This is a genomic window from Thermosynechococcus sp. M98_K2018_005, assembly GCF_015295825.1.
GTDB lineage: Bacteria > Cyanobacteriota > Cyanobacteriia > Thermosynechococcales > Thermosynechococcaceae > Thermosynechococcus.
This window is the reverse complement of record NZ_DVEH01000053.1, coordinates 1-18,217: the sequence shown is the minus strand read 5'-3', so window position 1 is coordinate 18,217 and position 18,217 is coordinate 1. Positions and strand designations below refer to the sequence as shown.

Annotated in this window: 19 protein-coding genes; 11 read left to right on the top strand and 8 right to left on the bottom strand. The window is 52.8% G+C overall.

Going from position 1 to position 18,217, the window contains the following annotated elements; all coding sequences use genetic code 11:
* The 5 genes from ychF to IGQ15_RS07700 all read right to left on the bottom strand — a co-directional run bounded on the left by ychF (position 1) and on the right by IGQ15_RS07700 (position 5,993).
* On the bottom strand, positions 1 to 1,092 hold the full coding sequence (ychF, locus tag IGQ15_RS07720) for a redox-regulated ATPase YchF (RefSeq protein WP_297050454.1): 1,092 nt from the start codon (positions 1,090 to 1,092) through the stop codon (positions 1 to 3).
* A 229-nt stretch (positions 1,093 to 1,321) separates the two neighbouring features.
* On the bottom strand, positions 1,322 to 2,737 hold the full coding sequence (gene glnA, locus IGQ15_RS07715) for a type I glutamate--ammonia ligase (protein WP_297050453.1): 1,416 nt from the start codon (positions 2,735 to 2,737) through the stop codon (positions 1,322 to 1,324).
* A gap of 109 nt (positions 2,738 to 2,846) precedes the next feature.
* Complete coding sequence (locus IGQ15_RS07710) at positions 2,847 to 3,344, bottom strand: DUF2085 domain-containing protein (protein ID WP_297050451.1); 498 nt, start codon at positions 3,342 to 3,344, stop codon at positions 2,847 to 2,849.
* A 151-nt stretch (positions 3,345 to 3,495) separates the two neighbouring features.
* A complete protein-coding gene (locus IGQ15_RS07705) occupies positions 3,496 to 4,803 on the bottom strand; it encodes a glycosyltransferase family 1 protein (RefSeq protein WP_297050449.1) in 1,308 nt (435 codons plus the stop codon).
* Between the two features lie 113 nt (positions 4,804 to 4,916).
* Positions 4,917 to 5,993: a glycosyltransferase family 4 protein gene (locus IGQ15_RS07700; protein ID WP_297050447.1), complete on the bottom strand. Its 1,077-nt coding sequence runs from the start codon at positions 5,991 to 5,993 to the stop codon at positions 4,917 to 4,919.
* Between the two features lie 343 nt (positions 5,994 to 6,336).
* On the opposite strand from IGQ15_RS07700, the gene IGQ15_RS07695 reads away from it, so the two are divergent.
* Genes IGQ15_RS07695 through IGQ15_RS07670 form a run of 6 tightly spaced genes read left to right on the top strand, consistent with a single transcriptional unit; the run spans position 6,337 to position 9,299 of the window.
* Positions 6,337 to 7,206 carry a branched-chain amino acid ABC transporter permease gene (locus IGQ15_RS07695; protein ID WP_297050445.1) on the top strand — a complete coding sequence of 290 codons (870 nt, stop codon included), beginning with the start codon at positions 6,337 to 6,339 and terminating at the stop codon, positions 7,204 to 7,206.
* A complete protein-coding gene (gene rfaE2, locus IGQ15_RS07690; RefSeq protein ID WP_297050443.1) occupies positions 7,190 to 7,735 on the top strand; it encodes a D-glycero-beta-D-manno-heptose 1-phosphate adenylyltransferase in 546 nt (181 codons plus the stop codon). Before IGQ15_RS07695 ends, rfaE2 begins: the two co-directional genes overlap by 17 nt.
* Complete coding sequence (locus IGQ15_RS07685) at positions 7,711 to 8,418, top strand: GUN4 domain-containing protein (protein WP_297050440.1); 708 nt, start codon at positions 7,711 to 7,713, stop codon at positions 8,416 to 8,418. The genes rfaE2 and IGQ15_RS07685 overlap by 25 nt, the downstream gene beginning before the upstream one ends.
* Positions 8,419 to 8,466: 48 nt before the next feature.
* Positions 8,467 to 8,868, top strand: coding sequence for a hypothetical protein (locus IGQ15_RS07680; RefSeq protein ID WP_297050438.1), 402 nt, complete (start codon positions 8,467 to 8,469; stop codon positions 8,866 to 8,868).
* Positions 8,869 to 8,872: 4 nt separating this feature from the next.
* Complete coding sequence (locus IGQ15_RS07675) at positions 8,873 to 9,085, top strand: hypothetical protein (RefSeq protein WP_297050437.1); 213 nt, start codon at positions 8,873 to 8,875, stop codon at positions 9,083 to 9,085.
* Positions 9,069 to 9,299: a hypothetical protein gene (locus tag IGQ15_RS07670; protein ID WP_297050435.1), complete on the top strand. Its 231-nt coding sequence runs from the start codon at positions 9,069 to 9,071 to the stop codon at positions 9,297 to 9,299. The genes IGQ15_RS07675 and IGQ15_RS07670 overlap by 17 nt, the downstream gene beginning before the upstream one ends.
* 184 nt (positions 9,300 to 9,483) lie before the next feature.
* On the opposite strand, the gene IGQ15_RS07665 is transcribed toward IGQ15_RS07670, so the two are convergent.
* Positions 9,484 to 9,786, bottom strand: a complete 303-nt coding sequence (locus IGQ15_RS07665) for a carbon dioxide-concentrating mechanism protein CcmK (RefSeq protein WP_297050433.1) — start codon at positions 9,784 to 9,786, stop codon at positions 9,484 to 9,486.
* Positions 9,787 to 9,880: 94 nt separating this feature from the next.
* On the opposite strand from IGQ15_RS07665, the gene cofH reads away from it, so the two are divergent.
* The 5 genes from cofH (at position 9,881) to IGQ15_RS07640 (ending at position 15,536) form a co-directional block, all read left to right on the top strand.
* Positions 9,881 to 11,062 (top strand): 7,8-didemethyl-8-hydroxy-5-deazariboflavin synthase subunit CofH, encoded by a 1,182-nt coding sequence (gene cofH, locus IGQ15_RS07660; RefSeq protein WP_297050484.1) that lies wholly within the window; start codon positions 9,881 to 9,883, stop codon positions 11,060 to 11,062.
* Positions 11,059 to 12,654, top strand: coding sequence for a DUF3352 domain-containing protein (locus tag IGQ15_RS07655; RefSeq protein WP_297050431.1), 1,596 nt, complete (start codon positions 11,059 to 11,061; stop codon positions 12,652 to 12,654). The genes cofH and IGQ15_RS07655 overlap by 4 nt, the downstream gene beginning before the upstream one ends.
* A gap of 85 nt (positions 12,655 to 12,739) precedes the next feature.
* The gene (locus IGQ15_RS07650; protein WP_297050429.1) at positions 12,740 to 13,654 is read left to right on the top strand and encodes a pentapeptide repeat-containing protein; all 915 of its coding nucleotides are present in this window, start codon (positions 12,740 to 12,742) and stop codon (positions 13,652 to 13,654) included.
* Between the two features lie 57 nt (positions 13,655 to 13,711).
* On the top strand, positions 13,712 to 14,797 hold the full coding sequence (gene leuB, locus IGQ15_RS07645; RefSeq protein WP_297050427.1) for a 3-isopropylmalate dehydrogenase: 1,086 nt from the start codon (positions 13,712 to 13,714) through the stop codon (positions 14,795 to 14,797).
* 208 nt (positions 14,798 to 15,005) lie between these two features.
* Positions 15,006 to 15,536: a YqhA family protein gene (locus IGQ15_RS07640; protein ID WP_297050482.1), complete on the top strand. Its 531-nt coding sequence runs from the start codon at positions 15,006 to 15,008 to the stop codon at positions 15,534 to 15,536.
* Positions 15,537 to 15,565: 29 nt separating this feature from the next.
* Here IGQ15_RS07640 and IGQ15_RS07635 read toward each other — a convergent pair whose 3' ends face one another.
* Together IGQ15_RS07635 and IGQ15_RS07630 are read right to left on the bottom strand one after the other, a co-directional pair.
* Entirely contained in the window at positions 15,566 to 17,704 is a 2,139-nt protein-coding gene (locus IGQ15_RS07635; protein ID WP_297050426.1) for a GGDEF domain-containing phosphodiesterase, read from the bottom strand.
* Positions 17,705 to 17,838: 134 nt separating this feature from the next.
* Positions 17,839 to 18,165, bottom strand: a complete 327-nt coding sequence (locus tag IGQ15_RS07630) for a hypothetical protein (RefSeq protein ID WP_297050424.1) — start codon at positions 18,163 to 18,165, stop codon at positions 17,839 to 17,841.
* Positions 18,166 to 18,217: the final 52 nt, after the last annotated feature.

The window sequence follows — 18,217 nt, the reverse complement described above, 5'->3', positions numbered from 1 at the left end:
TTAAACGTTGAAACGGAAGAGCATCACATCTCCCTCCTGCACAACGTAGTCTTTACCTTCACTGCGGACTAGGCCTTTTTCCTTAGCCACCGTCATGGACTGACAGGCCACTAGGTCTTCGTAGCTCACCGTCTCGGCGCGAATGAAGCCCCGCTCAAAGTCACTGTGAATGACGCCTGCCGCTTGGGGCGCTTTGGCACCTGCTGGAATCGTCCACGCTCGGGTTTCCTTCGGCCCTGTGGTAAAGAAGGTTTGCAGACCAAGAAGCTTATAGGTTGAGCGAATCAGCGATCGCAAGCCCCCTTCACTGACGCCAAGACTGGCGAGATACTCGGCGCGATCGTCCGCGGGCAAATCCACAAGTTCAGCCTCCACCTGAGCAGAGACAATCACCACCTCCGCCCCCTCCTGCTGGGCAATCTCCTGAACCGCCGCCGTCCATTCATTGCCGGTGGCCAACTCCTGCTCAGCAACGTTAGCGGCATAGATCACAGGCTTACGGGTGAGCAATCCGAGAAAGCGAATGGCTGCTTCTTCGTCCTCCGTCAGTTGACATAGACGAGCAGGCTGTCCCTCATTGAGGACGCCAAGGAGCTTTTCAAGAGCCGTGAGTTCAATCTGTGCCTCTTTTTGCGATCGCGCTGCCTTACGGGTGCGTTCAATGCGCTTTTCTATTTGCGCTAAATCTGCCAGGGCCAACTCTAAGTTAATGACTGCAATATCCTCGACAGGATTGACGCGACCTGCCACGTGGACAATATCCTCATCTTCAAAGCAGCGCACCACGTGAACAATGGCATCCACCTCGCGAATATTTGCCAAGAACTGGTTGCCCAATCCTTCCCCTTTGCTGGCTCCCTTCACCAAACCCGCAATATCCACAAACTCCACCCGTGTCGGCACAATCTGCGCTGATTGGGAAATTTTTGCCAGTACCTCTAGCCGTTCATCGGGGACGGCCACCACACCGACATTGGGTTCAATCGTACAAAACGGAAAATTGGCCGCCTCAGCCTTAGCATTGGCCACAAGGGCATTAAACAGTGTTGATTTGCCCACATTCGGTAGGCCGACAATTCCCGCGCGTAGCATCAGACCCTACAACCTCATTCTTAAGGAAAAACATTCCCCAAACACGACACCCAAAAATAGGACTGTTAATTTTTAATAAGACTCCAACTTATCAGAAATTCCAGCCCTAGGCAACTACGGGCAAAACCTCTGTCAGGGAAGAATCGGCAGCAAAAATAAAAGAGGCAACCCTTGATGAGTGCCTCTGAGTGCTATGTCCCTAAATGCAAGGCTCTAGCGATTCACTGCCCTAGGCATCAAAGTAGAGGGTGAATTCATAGGGGTGAGGACGCAGGGACATGGGAATCACTTCTGTGTCCAGCTTGTACTGAATCCAGTTGAGGATAAAGTCTTCGCTAAAGACACCGCCCGCTGTGAGGAAGCTATGATCCTTTTGCAGGTTTTCCAGAGCCGCCATGAGTGAACCGGGGGTCGAGGGAATCTTGGCCAGTTCTTCGGGGCTAAGGTCGTAGATATCAACATCCAAGGGGCTACCCGGATCAATTTGATTCTTGATGCCATCAATCCCGGCACACAGCATCGCTGCAAAGGCAAGGTAGGGGTTACTCGTGGCATCGGGGCAACGAAACTCTAGGCGCTTCGCTTTGGGATTGGAACCGGTGAGGGGAATCCGCACAGAGGCAGAGCGGTTGCCTTGGGAATAGGCAAGGTTCACGGGGGCTTCAAAGCCGGGAACCAGTCGTTTGTAAGAGTTCGTTGTCGGGTTGGTAAAGGCCAACAGTGCTGGAGCGTGCTTGAGAATACCACCAATGTACCAGAGGGCAGTTTGGCTCAAATTGGCGTAGCCCTCTCCCCAGAACAGGGGCTGACCATCTTTCCAAATGGACTGGTGGGTGTGCATCCCCGAACCATTGTCGTTGAAGACAGGCTTGGGCATAAAGGTTGCCACTTTGCCGTGCTTGCGGGCAACATTCTTGACGCAGTACTTATAGGTCATCAGCCAGTCGGCGGCTTGAATCAGAGTACCAAAGCGGAAACCCAACTCGCACTGACCCGCTGTGGCCACTTCGTGGTGATGCTTTTCAATGGGCACACCGCACTTAGCCATCGTCAAGAGCATTTCTGTACGCAGGTCTTGCAGCGTATCCGTGGGCGCAACGGGGAAGTAGCCCTCTTTGCCACGGATTTTGTAGCCAAGGTTGCCCCCTTCTTCTTCGCGGCCAGTGTTCCAAAGACCTTCAATACTATCAACGTAGTAGTAGCCAGACTTTTGGTCTTGGTCGTAGCGAACGTCATCAAAAACAAAGAACTCAGCTTCGGGGCCAAAGTAAGCCGTATCGCCAATGCCGGTTGCCTTTAGATACTCAACGGCACGGGTGGCAATGGAGCGCGGGCAGCGATCGTAGAGTTCCCCGGTGCGCGGCTCTTTGATGGTGCAAATCATGCTCAGGGTGGGTTCTTTCATAAAGGGGTCTTCCCAGGCCGTATCTGGATCCGGCACCATCACCATGTCGGATTCGTTGATCGCTTTCCAACCGCGAATACTGGAACCGTCGAAGGGCACACCGTCGGTAAATGAACTTTCACTGATCTGGCTCCTATGAACCGTCAGGTGTTGCCACGTGCCGGGCATGTCAGTAAATTTCAAGTCGATTAGCTCGTACTTGCTGTTGATCAAATTCAAGATTTCTTGGGGCGTTGCCATGTATAGGTTACTCCTTCTGTATTGGGCGCACCGCAGCGACAATCTATGGTAGAAAGTTGCCCTAGTTAATTTTTGTATCGGAGGCTACCAAAATTTCGGTGTTTGCTCCCTAGCGGGAGGCGGCAAGGTGCTGTTTGGGATATAACAGGGGCATGATCAGTAATCCCAAGCCCAATCCAGCGATCGCCCCAAAGGGAAAGGCAATCCAATTGGAATAGTCCCAGACGCCATAGTGTTGCAGTGCCCACTCAAGGGGATAAAACAGCATTAAGAACACCGCCACTAAAAAGCCCCCCCGACCATACTGCGGCAGCCAGTACCACTCCCGGGCAGTGGTGGAACGCTGAATCCACCAGCGGGTCAAAAGAACCCCCAAAAGGGTGCCATAGCAACGCATGCACACCGCCATTTTCCAAGGGGGAGCAAGCATCAAGCCCATTTCTGGCTGCGGACATACATGATTGCCCATCGTGTAGATAATGTGGGCAATGTTAGGCAAGAAAAGAAAATGACTAGCGGCCAAGAAAGGCGCAAACAAAGGGCCTAGAATTAGTGCCGCTAGAATGACATCAGGCCATAGGGGAGAAAGCGATCGCCACCGCACCATTGGATTTCAGAAATGATACAAAACGATAAACAACCCCCTAGAATCTAACAAATTGTTCACAGCAAGGGCAATCAGTGATTGGGCAGAGCGAAGAGAGACGTGATGCTGCTTGATCCTGTCTTCAGCGACTCTGCCACGTCAATTAAGAGGCTTAAGAAGCTACTAAGGCCGCCTTGGTCACGGTTGTCAGTGAGGCTGTGTTCTTAACCGTCTCTAAGCGAGGTGAATTCCCCATGAGGGAGGCGGCAAAGAGTTGCCGGTACAGTTGCCCCATCTGAAGGGCGATCGCCTCCCAGTTGAAGAGGGCTTGTACCCGCTCGCGGCCATTTTCCCCAAGGGTACGCGCCCAGGCGGGATCGGCCAAGATACGTTGAATGGCCTTGGCCAAGGCGGTGGCATCCTGAGGGGGTACCAGTAACCCTGTTTCCTCGGGAATCACCGTGAATTGCAGACCACCAACCGCAGAGGCAATCACTGGCGTGCCACAGGCCATGGCTTCAATGGCCACCAAGCCAAAGGGTTCATAGTAGCTGGGCACAACGCAGACATTGGCAGCACTGTAGTACACTGCCAAGCGCTCATGGTCAATTTGCCCCACAAAGGTCACGCGATCGCCCAAATGATACTCCTGCACTAATCCTTCAATGCGCCGCCGTTCAGCACCATCACTGCGCTGCGGATCACTCCCCCCCACAAGCAGTAACAACCCTTGGGGCAGCTGAGCCATCGCTGCCACCAGCGTTTCAATCCCTTTGCGGGGATCAAAGCGACCCACATAGAGCACAATCGGTTCATCGGCAGGCAAATTCAGTTGGGCACGGGCATTGGCCACAGGGTAAAAGAGATTCAAATTTGTCCCACAGGGAATCAGACGTGTTTGCCCTGCCTTGGAGACCCAACGCCGTAGGTAGGCTTCCTCTTGGGGGCTAGTCACAATCACACAGTCGGCATTTTCAAGAATGGCTTTTTCCACCATGAGGCGGGTTTCATCCCGTTGGGCTTGCTCAGAAGCCACCTGATATTTCACAACCCCCAAGGAGTGGTAGGTGTGCAGCCATTGGAAATTCAACTCCTGACGCAACTGCCAACCCACCCAGCCGGAGAGCCAGTAATTGGTGTGGATCAGGGGATAGCCATATTTCGCATGGTAAGCCTTGAAGGCTGCGACAAACTTCGGTAACGTTTCAAAGAGTTTCTCACGCGGAATATAGGTCAGAGGGCCTGCCTGGAGGCGAATGGTGCGACAGTGGGGGCTGTGCTCAATCACATCCGGGTCATCGGGATGGATTTTGCGGGTAAACATATCCACGTGCCACCCGGCTGCCGCTAGGGCTTCCCCCAATTGCCGTACATAGATATTTTGACCACCGGCGGATTCATGGCCGACATCAGCGGCAGGATCCCCATGAACCGAAATCAAGGCAATGGGTTGACGCGCAGGCACTTGCGGCTGGGGCATAGCAAAGGCCCGCGGAAGTGCACTTTTTGCTGTACGGGTTGATAATGCTTGCATAAATACACCTTTTGAATAGCGGTCAAGGAAACACTTTTGCAAAGGGTTCAGGGATACACCTAACTGGCCAGCAGTTCAATCGTTCCCCTACGATGTCCATTATGGAGAAAGGTATTGGCGAGAACAGTATCATAAACTGCTTCATACTCGCTCACCATCCGCTCAACACTGAACCGCTGCCAAACGTAGTCTCGACAGGCCATGCGATCCAGTTGCGGCACTTGGGCAACGGCAGCGACACAGTCTTCGACGGAGTGACAGAGGAAACCGGTTTTGCCGTGTTCAATGACTTCGGGCGCTGCCCCCTTGGCGATCGCCACCACTGGTGTCCCCGCTGCCATGGACTCAATCATCACTAGGCCAAAGGGTTCCTGCCACGTAATCGGGAAGAGCATGGCGATCGCTCCACCTAGGAGAGCATTCTTGGTTGGATGATCTGCTTCGCCGATAAATTGGATAAATTCACCATCAATGTGGGGTTCAATCAATTCCTTGAAGTAGTCGCGATCAACCCGATCCACTTTGCCTGCCATCCGCAGGGGGATGCCCACTCGCTTGGCAATTTCAATGGCATGGTGAGGGCCTTTCTCTGGGGAGAGCCGTCCCAAGAAGGCCAAATAGGGTGGATCACTGGGCTGGGGATAAAAGTGATGGGTTTCCACGGCAATGGCGTTATAGACCGTGGCAATGTAGTTCAAGTCCCGTAGTTGCCGCTGGGAATGGGAAATACTGACGTAGTTTTGGTTGCGATATTGGCTGAAAATGCGCTCATTATCCGTCGTAAAGCGACCATGGAGCGTGTGAACAACGGGTGTTTTCACCAGACTGGCGTAGGGTAAAGCTGTATAGCCCACATGGGAATGGATGACATCAAATTCATTGGCACGACTAAAGACCTCTCCCAATTGAAGGGCTTCATAGACGGCATATTCCTGCACATTGGGATCGAGGCGAATGGCATGGGGATAGGTAGAAACCAAATTGGCTTGGGTAATGGAATCGCCACTGGCAAACAGCGTGACCTCGTGCCCTCGCTTGACTAACTCCTCCGTGAGCAGACTCACCACCAACTCCACACCCCCGTAGGCTGGCGGCGGTACCCGTTCCCACAGGGGGGCGATTTGAGCAATGCGCATACAAGCCTCCTCGAACAATACGGTTGGTCACCGATGCGTTGATGCTAATCGCGCGATTGACTCAGCAGCATGGCTGCCTCAACGGTACGCAATCTCGCTGAAAAAGACCAAGGGGGTAAACCCCTACCTAAAACTTCGGGAATCCGTACTATTATTTGTTATTATCGCTACATTTTGTCAGTTTAAGGTGTGATAAAATTTGTCACTTAACTTTGAATTTTCTTAAAGAAGAGTGATTCTCTTGATCACAGAAAAAAGTATCGTGCAACCGCTCCTTTGATCGTTATTCTATGAACAGGGGTTGCCCGTTGCGCACTTCCTAAAATTTTAGTCGCAATCGTTCATGGATATTCAACTGATTCAACTGTTTGTTAATGGCTTAGCGGTAGGGAGTATTATTGCCCTTGCAGCCGTAGGTTTGACGCTCACGTTTGGGATTTTGCGCCTGCCCAATTTTGCCCATGGCGACTTTATGACGGCGGGAGCCTACCTGACATTGCTGGCCAATGCAACAGGACTGGATATTTGGCTCTCAATGGCGATCGGTGGCTTGGGAACGGCGGGACTGATGCTCCTGAGTGAGAAGCTCCTGTGGCAGCCGATGCGCGATCGCCGCGCAACTTCAGCAACTCTGATTATTATTTCCATTGGTGTTTCATTTCTGCTGCGCAATGCCGTGATTCTCATTTGGGGCAGTGAAAACCAAACCTATCGGCTACCAGTGATGCCTGCCCTTGATGTTTGGGGCGTGAAAATTATTTACTCGAAGGTGATTGTAATGATTTTAGCGGTGGTGGCGATCGCCACTGTGCATTTGATCCTACAACGCACCAAGGTGGGCAAAGCCATGCGAGCTGTAGCCGATGATCTGGACTTGGCACGGGTGTCTGGGATTGATGTTGAGTGGGTGGTGCTGTGTACTTGGCTCTTGGCGGGGGTGCTCACAGGGGTGGCCGGGGGTCTCTATGGCTTGATTACTGCTGTGCGGCCAACAATGGGGTGGTTTTTGATCTTGCCCCTCTTTGCCAGTGTAATTCTCGGTGGCATTGGCAATCCCTACGGGGCGATCGCTGGCGCCCTGATTATTGGCGTTGCTCAGGAGATGAGTACACTGATGATTCCTTCTGAATACAAGCTGGCCGTTGCCCTCGTGATCATGATGGCGGTGCTTTTGGTGCGCCCCCAAGGGCTATTGCGTGGCACACTCAGTTAGTGTTCCTAGGAGAAGTCCCCTGAACCTTTACACCCTTGAAGCCCTTGTGGCTACCATCAATGCTGCACCCCAAGATTGGCGCCCTCTGGTGTTTACCAATGGCTGTTTTGACCTGATCCATGCGGGTCATGTGCGCTATCTGGCGGCAGCCCGTGCCCTCGGTAAACGCTTGGTGGTGGGGTTAAATAGCGATCGCTCCGTGGCAACTCTAAAGCCAAAACGGCCAATTATTCCCGAGCAGCAGCGGGCAGAGGTGCTTGCTAGTTTACGATCAGTAGATGCGGTGGTGCTGTTTAGCGATCGCACTGCCACGACCCTGATCGAGGTTCTCCAACCGGAGATCTACGTCAAGGGGGGCGATTACCAACTGGAGACCCTACCGGAAGCGACGGCTGTGCAGCGCTATGGCGGTCGCATTGAACTGATTCAAGTAGAGGTCCCCAGTTCGACAACGGCGATCGTCCAACGCATTTTAGAGTTGCATGGGGAGGAGTCACCGGGCGCATGGTCACCACAGAACCAGCCTTAGCCGATTTACGGGAGCAGTTGTACAACGGCAACGAAAAATTCCAACTGGCCGCCATGACCACCCTGAGTACGGCAGGTAGTGAAGGCTATCACCTCTTGGAGGAGTTTCTCAAAGACAGTGCTACCTTTTCCCCCCCACCCCCCCCTTGGATTCGCGGTCAGGCCTATCGTCTCCTGTTCCACAGCCCAGAAGCCTCTGTCCAAGCCTTTTTGCAACAACACTATCCTCAAGGGGTGATACCGCTGCGCTCTGATCGCGGGGTGGACTATCAGGAACTGGCTGAATTATTGGTGGCCGAGAAATTTGAAGCTGCCGATCGCCTAACGACGCAAAAGCTCTGTGAACTAGCGGGACCCCTGGCACAAAAACGCCGCTGGCTCTACTTTACAGAGGTGGAGCAATTCCCGATTGTGGACTTACAAACCATTGATCAATTGTGGCTCGCCTTTTCCTTGGGTCGCTTTGGCTATTCGGTGCAACGGCAACTGTGGCTAGGCTGCGGTCAAAACTGGGATCGGCTGTGGGAGAAAATTGGCTGGCGGCAGGGCAAGCGGTGGCCGCGCTATCCGAATGAATTCATCTGGGATTTGAGTGCCCCGCGCGGACATTTACCCCTGACCAATCAACTGCGGGGCGTACAGGTGATCAACGCCCTTCTCAATCATCCCGCTTGGACAGCCTAGAATAGGGGCAGCAACAAGCGTAGCAGCAGTAGTGGTAAGGTGGCAGCGATGAAAAAAAAGAATATTCAGCGATTCATGGTGGCGATCGCCCTTGTGGCAGGCATCAGTGGCGCAACCCTTTCACCCCAAGTCGTGGCTCAAACCAGTGGCGGCCTATTGACCGCTGAGCAAATGAAAAAACTCAATCTCAGTGTTGAGCAAAAACAGGCCGTACTGCGGTTGACACTGCGCACCAACGATCACATTCTCAAAATCCTTGATCGCGACCAACAGCGCATCTTTCGCAATGCCATCAAACAGGGAAAATCTACCGGTGAAGCCATGGACGCCGTTTCGCTGCGCCCTGATCAAAAGACACAACTCTCGAAGGTGATGCAGGATACCCGTGTGGAAATGCTGACCATTCTCACCCCCGAGCAGGTGAAGCAACTGCAACAAGGATCGCGCTAGCGTGATGAACGTTTTTGTCCTCTGGACTAGTCGCTGCGATTCGGTCACGTTTGCCGAGGCTTGCACCTTCATCGCCAATTTCAACAGCGCCCAGGAATCACGGACATTCCTGCTGGGGGAAGCACACTTGGCCTACCCCGATCGCCACATTGAAGTGGATAATCGCCTTGCTTGGTTTTTGGGACGACTCGATCAAACCTATGGCGATCGCGCCTAATTACGTTCACCTGGGGCGGGGTAACCTCAGTGTTGCCCGCAGCTACCGCCAGCGCCATAGCATCTGGATGATGAAAGCATACCGCGAGGACATCTTGCTAAACTTGCCGGCCAATGCTGACCCCTTAGAAGTGTGTTTGGACTATTGCCATACGGTGAGTAGCAACATTGAACTCTTTGTGCGGGACAAAACCCACAAAATGACCATTGATTGAGCGGACATTCAAACTGCTTTTCCGCAATTTTGGGCATGGATTGGTGCCGAAGAGAATCTGGAGGCTGCCCTAGGCTGTTTTCAAACAAAGCATAATGGGGCTCCCTTTAATTCCGCCTACCGCCATTGATAGCCGAGTAGGGTCAGTGCGACGGCTCCTACCTCAGCCGCCCATTCAAAACACCTTAAAGTAGAAAATCCTCGGGTGGTTGCTGAGGGACTACAATCGGTAGAACCTGTTCGAGATTGCCATCGGGGCGGGCAATAATCTGATGGGAGATGATCGCGTGGCCACTGAGCGATCGCGCTGCTCGAACCGCCGCATTCACGTCCGCCACCTCTCCCCGAATCACCACTGTCCAATAGCCTGCACCAATCCCCTCACAACTGACAAGGGTGACCTGAGCCGCTTTCACCAGTGTATCGGCCACAGCAAGGGCTGCCGGGTACCCCAAGACCTGCACCATGCCCACCGCTTCTGCTGCCATCCTGATTCCCCCTTCCACGTCTCCCATATTTTAGAAAAGGACTGTGGTTAAGCTATAAAAACGGTGCCCTATTCCTCAAGGTGGAGTAGATGTGATGCAGACCATAGCGGCAATCCCCGAGCTAGAGGAGATTTTGACCCACAATGGCATTTCTGCCCAACAAGCCCTCACCCTTTTGACAGCCGCTCTTCCCTTAGCCGCAAGCAGTGATCCTCAAGAACCATTGCCCCCTCTACTCAGGGCACTACAAACCGCTAGCGATCGCCTGCGCCAACAACAGGTGGGGGACACCGTCACCTATGTGATAAACCGCAACATCAACTTCACCAATATCTGTGAACAGCACTGTGGCTTTTGTGCCTTTCGTCGCGATGCCACCGCTGCCGATGCCTACTGGCTCGACATTGACACGATCCTGAGCAAAGTGGCTGATGCAGTTGCCCAAGGGGCGACAGAAATCTGTATGCAGGGGGGACTCAATCCAGCCGCTAAAGAATGTGGCTCCAGTTTGTGCTATTACCAATTCCTTGTGCGGGAAATTAAAACTGCCTTTCCTGAAATCCATCTCCACGCCTTTTCGCCCCAAGAAATTGAATTTATTGCCCGCGAGGATGGCCTCTCCTATGCCCAAGTGATTGATGTCCTGCATCAGACTGGGGTAGACTCCATGCCCGGTACCGCCGCTGAGGTGTTGGTAGATCGGGTGCGGGCAAAAATCTGTCCTGAGAAAATGAACACCGCCACTTGGCTTGCGATTGTTGAGACGGCCCATCGTTTGGGGGTGTGGACAACCAGTACAATGCTCTGCGGCCACATTGAAACGCCAGCGGATCAGGTGGCTCACCTACAACACCTACAGCAACTTCAGCAAAGGGCTTTGGAACACGACTATCCCGCCCGCATCACCGAGTTTATACTGCTGCCCTACGTGGGGGAACTTGCCCCCAAGGCAATGCGACAATGGGTAGGACACCACCAACCGCAGTTATTACCGACATTAGTGCTGACGGCAGTGGCGCGGCTCTTTTTGGGGCAGTGGATTGCCAACCATCAGCCCAGTTGGGTCAAACTTGGCCTTGGGGGTGCGACAATGGCACTGAATTGGGGCTGTAATGATTTGGGGGGAACGCTGATGGAAGAACACATTACCTCAGTGGCTGGAGCACAGGGGGGCACGGGCGTCAGTCCAGCAGATCTGGTGGCAGCAATTTGCTCCTTAGGGCGAACCCCACGTCAGCGCACCACACTTTACCATCCCGTTGGAGAGTTGCGATGACCACGGACTCTCAGCTTTCGGTTCAGTCTCCCCGTCGGTTCCGCCCTTGGCTGGTGGGTGGTGTTGCCGTGGTTATTGTAGGGGCAGCCGCTGGGGTTTTCTTATGGCAACGGTTTAGTCAACGTCCGATCGCGCCCGGAATGGCGATCGCCCCCAATAGCGCCCTACTGACCCTCACCTTACCCACGGATCCCAAGCCTTGGGAAGCCCTTGCCAAAAGTGGCCTGTTGCAAGCCCAACCGTGGTTGGTCCCCACCTATGATCCGCTCTCGCCAAAGGGGGTGAATCTGGCGCAACTGGATTACCTCAAGGATGTGCGCCCCTTTATTGGTGACCAAGCCACAGTGGTGTTGTTGCCCACTACTCCAGAATCCGTTAGAGAATCGCCGGTACCGCCCTACGTTTGGATTGTGCCGACCCTAAATGTACCGATGGGGGAGCAACTCCTGCAAAGTGTGATTGGCGAACCGCTCACAGAAATCAACGGGGTGAAAATTTTCAAGGCCAAGGGGATTCTCCCTGACCCCGATAGCGGCGCGATTGCCCTTGTTAAGCATGAGAATCAGGCCTATATCCTCTGGAGTCAGCACCAGAGCGCCCTGCAACAAGTCATTGCCACCGCCCAAGCCAACAACGGCATTGCCAGCCAGCCCATCTATCAGCAGGCAGTGAAAGGGTTATCGGATCATCGCCCTTTGGTAGAACTCTATTTGAACTTGCCCGCCTTTTTAGCCAGTCAGATGGTCGCCCCTGAGGGAAGTCTGCCTGAACCCCCGCGGGAACTGCAAGGGATGGTGCTCACCGCAGATATGACCCCTGAGCAAATCGAATTGGCGGCGGTGACTTGGCGCCCTGAGCAGAATCAAGCCCTCGTCAGTGAAGGGCCAAGCCGTGAACTCAGTCGTCTTGTGCCGGAAACAACCCTTGCTTTTTACGGTACAGGCTCCTTCAAGAATTTATGGCAGAATACGCCCGCCTCGGTAAAAGAGACGATCGCCAGCACGGTTAAAGATCTCACTGGCCTCGATTGGCAACAGGCCTTTGTGCCTTGGATGGATGGCGAATTTGCTGCCGCCTTTGTGCCCGTTCCCGCCCTGGGCAATGCCCCTAGTTTGCTCTTTCTCAGTCAGACCAGCAATCGCTCCCAAGCCAGTCAAACCCTGAGCCAACTGGATACCCAAATTCGCGATCGCCTGCGGTGGCAAGTACAACAAACAGCAACAGAACCGCAACCAATCACCACTTGGCGCATTCCCCCGGGTTTGCCGGTGGGGCAGCATGGTTGGCTGAATGACCAGACTCTCTTCTTAGGACTCGGCCCTTTGACGGATATGAGTACTCGCCCTGAGCGCTCCCTGGCCGACTCTCCCCTCTACCGTGCAGTACTGCCCCAGCCCAAGGACACGCAGTTCTACCTGAATTTGAGTAACCTTGGGTCACTGCAAAATAACTTGCTCTTGCCCGAACTGGCACCTGAAGTGGCGCGATCGCTCCAACCCTTTGCTGCCCTAGGCATCACCAGTTATGTGCGGGACAATCAGTTGACCCACTACATCGCTCGAATTCGCTTAAAACCCACTTCACCACCGTAGGTTTAGCCAACGCCGGAGGAACCCTAAAACTAGACGCAGATTTGCTACTTAAGGATGTGACTAAATTACTGTGGAACCAGATGTTTTGCTGAAACGATATAGCGTTGGCGATCGCGACTTTGCGGGGATACGGTTGCGCCGCGCCAACCTGAGTCGGTGTATTTTGACAGGCATTGACCTTTCTCGTGCGGATCTCACCGATGCTGCCCTACAGAGCACGAATCTGCAAGGAGCCGATTTGCGGGGGGCAATTCTCACTGGCGTCAATCTCAGTCAAGCGGATCTGCGGGGGGCTGATCTGCGGGGCGTAATTTTAATCAGTGCCGATCTACGCTGGGTGTCTCTGCGCAAAGCTAACCTGACAGGAGCCGATCTCACCCGTGCCAACCTTGCTAATGCCGATCTCAGTGAGGCCAACCTCACCGGCGCCCAACTTAGTGAAGCCATCTTGCGGGATGCCAATCTGACGCTCACCGATCTCACCCTTGCCGAGCTAGAGCGTGCCAACCTCACCCGTGCCAACTTAACTGAAGCTTACTTGCGGGGCGCTGATCTTGCGGATGCCGTCTTGCGGGAAAGTCAACTGGTACAGGCCAATTTGCGGGGTGCCAATCTCAGTGCCACCAATTTGCAGCAGGCCAACCTAGAACGGGCAATTTTGATTGGGGCGAATCTGCGTCGTGCTCGCCTTGAGGAAGCCAATCTCCGCGAAGTGGCCTTCAAGGAAGCCAATTTACGTCATGCCTGTTTGGACAAAGCCAACCTTGTTGGCGCGGATTTACGGGGAGTGAGCCTTGCCCAAGCACTGTTGCGGGGAGCAGATCTGAGTTCCGCTATTCTCATTGGTGCCAACTTAATGGGGGCTAATCTCAGCAGCGCTGATCTGCGGGGAGCCAATCTCATTGAAGCCATTCTTACCGGTGCCAGTCTCAATGGCGTTGATCTCAGTGCCGTGGATATGAGCGAGGCGATTCTGCCGAATGGCGATCTCTCGGAATAGCCTCAAGGGAAAACCGCTGCTGGTGTAGATTAGAAGATCGGTGATTTTGAGACAGGCATGGCAACCACGTATCGCATTGCTGTTTTGGCCGGGGATGGTATTGGTCCAGAAATTACGGCTGTTGCCCTCGAGGTGCTGCGGGCGATCGCCCCTCGCTTTGAATTGGCCTTTGACTTTATTCCTGCCCTTGTGGGCGGCTCTGCCATTGATGCTGTGGGGGACCCCTTGCCAGCAGCAACGCTGGAAACCTGTCGTGAAAGTGATGCCGTGCTTTTAGCCGCCATTGGCGGAACGCAGTGGGATAGCTTACCCCGTCATCTGCGCCCGGAAACGGGATTACTTGCCCTTCGTGCTGGTCTGGGTTTATTTGCTAACTTACGCCCCGCCAAAATCTTTCCCCAACTGCTCCATGCCTCGTCCCTCAAGCCGGAAGTGATTGTGGGTGTGGATCTTATAGTCGTGCGCGAACTGACTGGCGGCATTTACTTTGGTCAACCGCGCGGTATTTTCACCACGGAAACTGGTGAGCAGCGGGGGGTGAATACGATGGCCTACACTGCCACGGAAATTGATCGCATTGGCCGTGTTGCTTTTGAAACTGCTCGCAAACGGCAGGGCAAGCTCTGCTCGGTGGACAAAGCCAATGTCCTTGAAGTTTCCCAACTGTGGCGCGATCGCCTGACTGCCCTCAGCGCTGAATATCCCGATGTGGAACTCACCCACCTCTACGTGGACAATGCCGCAATGCAACTGGTGCGCGCCCCGAAACAGTTTGACACGATTGTCACTAGTAACTTATTTGGCGATATTCTCTCCGATATTGCCGCCATGCTCACGGGCAGTATTGGTATGCTCCCCTCCGCCAGCCTAGGGGAATCAGGGCCGGGCCTGTTTGAACCGGTTCATGGTTCTGCACCGGACATTGCTGGTCAAGACAAAGCAAATCCCTTGGCAATGGTGCTCAGTGCAGCCATGATGCTGCGTTATGGCCTCAACCAACCAGCGGCAGCACAGGCGATCGAAGCAGCGATTACTGCTGTTTTAGATCAAGGCTACCGCACGGGCGATTTAATGTCTGAAGGCTGTACGCTTGTCGGCTGTCGTGAAATGGGCAACCTCTTAATCAGGGAATTGTCTAAGTAGGCTCGTTTGCCGATGTATTCCGTTTCGTCGGTGGGGTCTTCATCTGCTCTCTACCCCTGCTGTTCTTGCTCGACAAAAGTCGTGGCACTGCTGACACCAACCATCTCCACTGAGGATCATTGAGGCGCTTCGACACTTCGGGAACATACGCCCTTGATGTAGCCTATGTTTTCCTCTGCTAGGATGTTAGGAGCTTTTGGTGATCTTAATGCGACGATTGTCACGACTGGAGAGGCTTGTTGAGCCTTTTCTCTGGTATTTCCGTCTTTTTGTCATTATTCCAGTCATTTTTAGCCTACTGAGTACCTTTGCTCTATTTATTCTCGGTAGCCATGAAATTCTTCTAGGGCTGGGCATCCAGTTCCGCAATTATGGGGATTCGACAATTTATATCAAAACCCTTGGCTACATCATCACGGGTATTGATTTGTATTTAATTGGCATTATTTTATTGCTGTTTGCCCTCGGTATCTATGAACTGTTTATTTCTAAACTCGATGCGGGTCTGGCTCGCGATCGCGCCACTGATGTTTCCCTGATGCAGGCTCAGAGCTTAGATCAGCTTAAGGATAAATTGCTGAAAACAATCGTCATGGCTCTGGTGGTAACTTTCTTTAAGCAACTCATTGCCTTCAGTGTCAAAACGCCCGTTGACTTACTGTACCTGGCCACCGCAATTCTGATTATTGCCATCAGCACATATTTGATGTATCGCGTCAGTTCAGAAGCCCATCACTAGAGGCTTAGGGTCTGCAAGAAATGGTGTTTCTAAGTAATATGAATCTGCGCCAGCAGGCCATCCACCTGCTCAATACTCAGGGGCTGCGAGAAATAATAGCCCTGGGCATAGTCACAGCCAAGTTCCCGCAGTCGCGTCACTTGATAGGGATGCTCCACCCCTTCAGCAATCACTTCTAGTTCCAGCCCCTTGGCAAGGCTGACAATGGCATCAATCACAAGGTGTTTTCGCTCAGTTGCAGTGATCAGCTTCACAAAGCTGCGATCGACTTTAAGCATGTCAATAGGAAGATGAGTCAAGTAGCACAGGGAAGAATAGCCCATACCAAAGTCATCGAGGCTGAGCTTGATTCCTTGAGCCTTGAGTTCAAGTAACATGTTGCGCACCTGATCGGGCTGATCAATGACCACACTTTCCGTCATTTCCAGGTTTAGGCAATGGGGGGGAATCTGGGTCTGTTCCAGCGCCGCCAACACCTGTTCGGCTAGGGCAGGGTGCGTCAGTTGCCGATTCGATAAATTCACATTCACAGACACCTGACACTGGGGAAATTGCTCGTGCCAGTGCTGAAGATCGCGGCAAGCTCGCCAGATCACCCAATCGCCAATGGGCAAAATGAGTCCCGTTTCCTCAGCAAGGGAAATGAAGCGTTCGGGCAACAATAAACCTTGAGTAGGATGTTCCCAGCGAATCAGGGCTTCAAAACCGTAGAGACGATTGTCACTAAGGCGATAGATGGGCTGATAGAAGAGGGTAAATTCATCCCGCTCAATGGCGTGGCGCAACTCAACTTCGAGAGAAAGGCGATCGCGCGCCATCAAATACATTTCTTCACTAAAGACTTGATAGCGATTGCCTCCTGCCAACTTGGCACGATACATGGCAATATCGGCATTGCGCAAGTAGTTTTCTGCTTTTTCAATGTGGAGCGATCGCAGGGCCACACCGATGCTGACCCGCAGCGTAATCGGTTGATCTTTGACCATAAAGGGTTTACGCAGTTCATAGTGAATGCGATCGCAAACCCCCAAGGCATCGTTGTTGTCGCGAATATCGTCCAGCAAAATCACAAACTCATCGCCACCAATGCGAGCGACAGTGTCATCGGGGCGCACAATTCGGGTGAGACGATTGGCCAGTTCAATGAGAATCATGTCCCCGCAACTATGGCCGAGGCTGTCGTTGATGACCTTAAAGCGATCAATATCAATAAACAAAATTGCAAATTTATAGTCAGGACGACGACGACCGTAGCGGGCGGCCTGTTCAATGCGATCAAAGAGGAGCGTGCGATTGGCTAGCCCCGTGAGCGAGTCATGGAGGGCATCATGGAGCAACTGCGCCTCGGCAAGGCGATGTTCCGTCAAATCGGTTAGGGAACCCGCAACCCGCGTGGCATTTCCATGGACATCCCGCAGCACTAGCCCCCGTGCCAACACCCAACGATAGGAACCATTGCGATGTTGAATGCGAAATTCTTGGTGGAAATGGGGGGTTTGGCCGCGCACATGGAGCATTAAATTCAATTTGACCCGCTCGACATCTTGGGGGTGTATCCGCTTCAGCCAATCGTCAATGTGATTGCCAATTTCGTGATCCTGATAGCCAAGAATCGTTTTCCAGCGGGAGGAATAAAACGTCTCATTGGTCGTCAGATTCCAGTCCCAGATGCCATCATTGATGCCACGGGTCAACAGCGCATAGCGATCGCTGGTTTCCAGCAATGCTGCTTGGGTCAACTTCATATCGGTAATGTTGTAGCCGCAGATCAGACCCGCCCCATTGGGAAATCGCACAAATGCCCAGATCATCTCTAGGACTTGACCATCGGCGCCATGAACCGGCATTTCCTGCCAACCATTGGGGGGATGAATCATCCAATAGCGAATCTGCCGCTGGGTCTCCGGATCAGGAAAACACTGGGTCAAAAAATCCCGCGAGAGCAAATCCCCTGTATCCCAGCCCAACTGGGTTGTCACCTCTTGATTGATGGAATGAATTTGCCCCTCATTGTTATAGAAGATAATCAACAGGGGTAAACGGGCACAAACACTCCGCAAGAGATCATAGGGGCCCGCACTGGATGAAAAATCAAAGGCGCAACCCGCTCGACCACCCATAATTGGCGAACTAAATTGAGGAAACAAAAACCATGCATCGTGCTCCATGACATTATTCTAGCTTGAGGTTTAGTGCAATAGCAGTAGAATTTGCCTTGAGGGAAAAATCAGCCTCCTATGCTCAGGAGCATTTCCTGAGAATTCTATTCAAAACGATAAAGATGTTTATGTCTTTTTGCAGCCTAGGCAGTTACCGATTGTTTCGCCACACCTGATGAGACGTATTTTAATCCCAAAATCCAGAAAATTTGCTGGGCAATTGCCTCCTGTTGCTCAATAGAGAGTAGGTCTTTTTTCTGGTGCAAAAGAATAAGTCTGCCCAACTGTTCCATGACCGTAGCTAATTCCTCTACGTCTGGATAAAGGCTTTCTAATACAGCCCCTAAGTCTGCTTCTGCATTGGCCACTAGCCCTGCCCCTTCATAGATGACAGGCTGAAGAAATGGCTCATACTGCCGCAACAACCGCCGCAAGTAATAGATCATTGAAATCGACAATGAGGCAACCATATGCGACTTCCTTACATCTAATGGAGGAGGGTAAGACTACGTATTACTCATT

What these genes read in the sequence shown, in the direction of transcription:
- IGQ15_RS07710 (WP_297050451.1), bottom strand. Translation starts at nt 3,344, where the DNA reads ATGGTGCGGTGGCGATCGCTTTCTCCCCTATGGCCTGATGTCATTCTA.
- IGQ15_RS07665 (WP_297050433.1), bottom strand. Translation starts at nt 9,786, where the DNA reads ATGGCAGCAGAAGCGGTGGGCATGGTGCAGGTCTTGGGGTACCCGGCA.
- IGQ15_RS07685 (WP_297050440.1), top strand. Translation starts at nt 7,711, where the DNA reads ATGGTCACCACAGAACCAGCCTTAGCCGATTTACGGGAGCAGTTGTAC.
- IGQ15_RS07640 (WP_297050482.1), top strand. Translation starts at nt 15,006, where the DNA reads ATGCGACGATTGTCACGACTGGAGAGGCTTGTTGAGCCTTTTCTCTGG.
- IGQ15_RS07655 (WP_297050431.1), top strand. Translation starts at nt 11,059, where the DNA reads ATGACCACGGACTCTCAGCTTTCGGTTCAGTCTCCCCGTCGGTTCCGC.
- IGQ15_RS07695 (WP_297050445.1), top strand. Translation starts at nt 6,337, where the DNA reads ATGGATATTCAACTGATTCAACTGTTTGTTAATGGCTTAGCGGTAGGG.
- IGQ15_RS07630 (WP_297050424.1), bottom strand. Translation starts at nt 18,165, where the DNA reads ATGGTTGCCTCATTGTCGATTTCAATGATCTATTACTTGCGGCGGTTG.
- IGQ15_RS07680 (WP_297050438.1), top strand. Translation starts at nt 8,467, where the DNA reads ATGAAAAAAAAGAATATTCAGCGATTCATGGTGGCGATCGCCCTTGTG.
- ychF (WP_297050454.1), bottom strand. Translation starts at nt 1,092, where the DNA reads ATGCTACGCGCGGGAATTGTCGGCCTACCGAATGTGGGCAAATCAACA.
- leuB (WP_297050427.1), top strand. Translation starts at nt 13,712, where the DNA reads ATGGCAACCACGTATCGCATTGCTGTTTTGGCCGGGGATGGTATTGGT.
- IGQ15_RS07635 (WP_297050426.1), bottom strand. Translation starts at nt 17,704, where the DNA reads ATGGAGCACGATGCATGGTTTTTGTTTCCTCAATTTAGTTCGCCAATT.
- IGQ15_RS07670 (WP_297050435.1), top strand. Translation starts at nt 9,069, where the DNA reads ATGGCGATCGCGCCTAATTACGTTCACCTGGGGCGGGGTAACCTCAGT.
- glnA (WP_297050453.1), bottom strand. Translation starts at nt 2,737, where the DNA reads ATGGCAACGCCCCAAGAAATCTTGAATTTGATCAACAGCAAGTACGAG.
- IGQ15_RS07705 (WP_297050449.1), bottom strand. Translation starts at nt 4,803, where the DNA reads ATGCCCCAGCCGCAAGTGCCTGCGCGTCAACCCATTGCCTTGATTTCG.
- cofH (WP_297050484.1), top strand. Translation starts at nt 9,881, where the DNA reads ATGCAGACCATAGCGGCAATCCCCGAGCTAGAGGAGATTTTGACCCAC.
- IGQ15_RS07700 (WP_297050447.1), bottom strand. Translation starts at nt 5,993, where the DNA reads ATGCGCATTGCTCAAATCGCCCCCCTGTGGGAACGGGTACCGCCGCCA.
- IGQ15_RS07675 (WP_297050437.1), top strand. Translation starts at nt 8,873, where the DNA reads ATGAACGTTTTTGTCCTCTGGACTAGTCGCTGCGATTCGGTCACGTTT.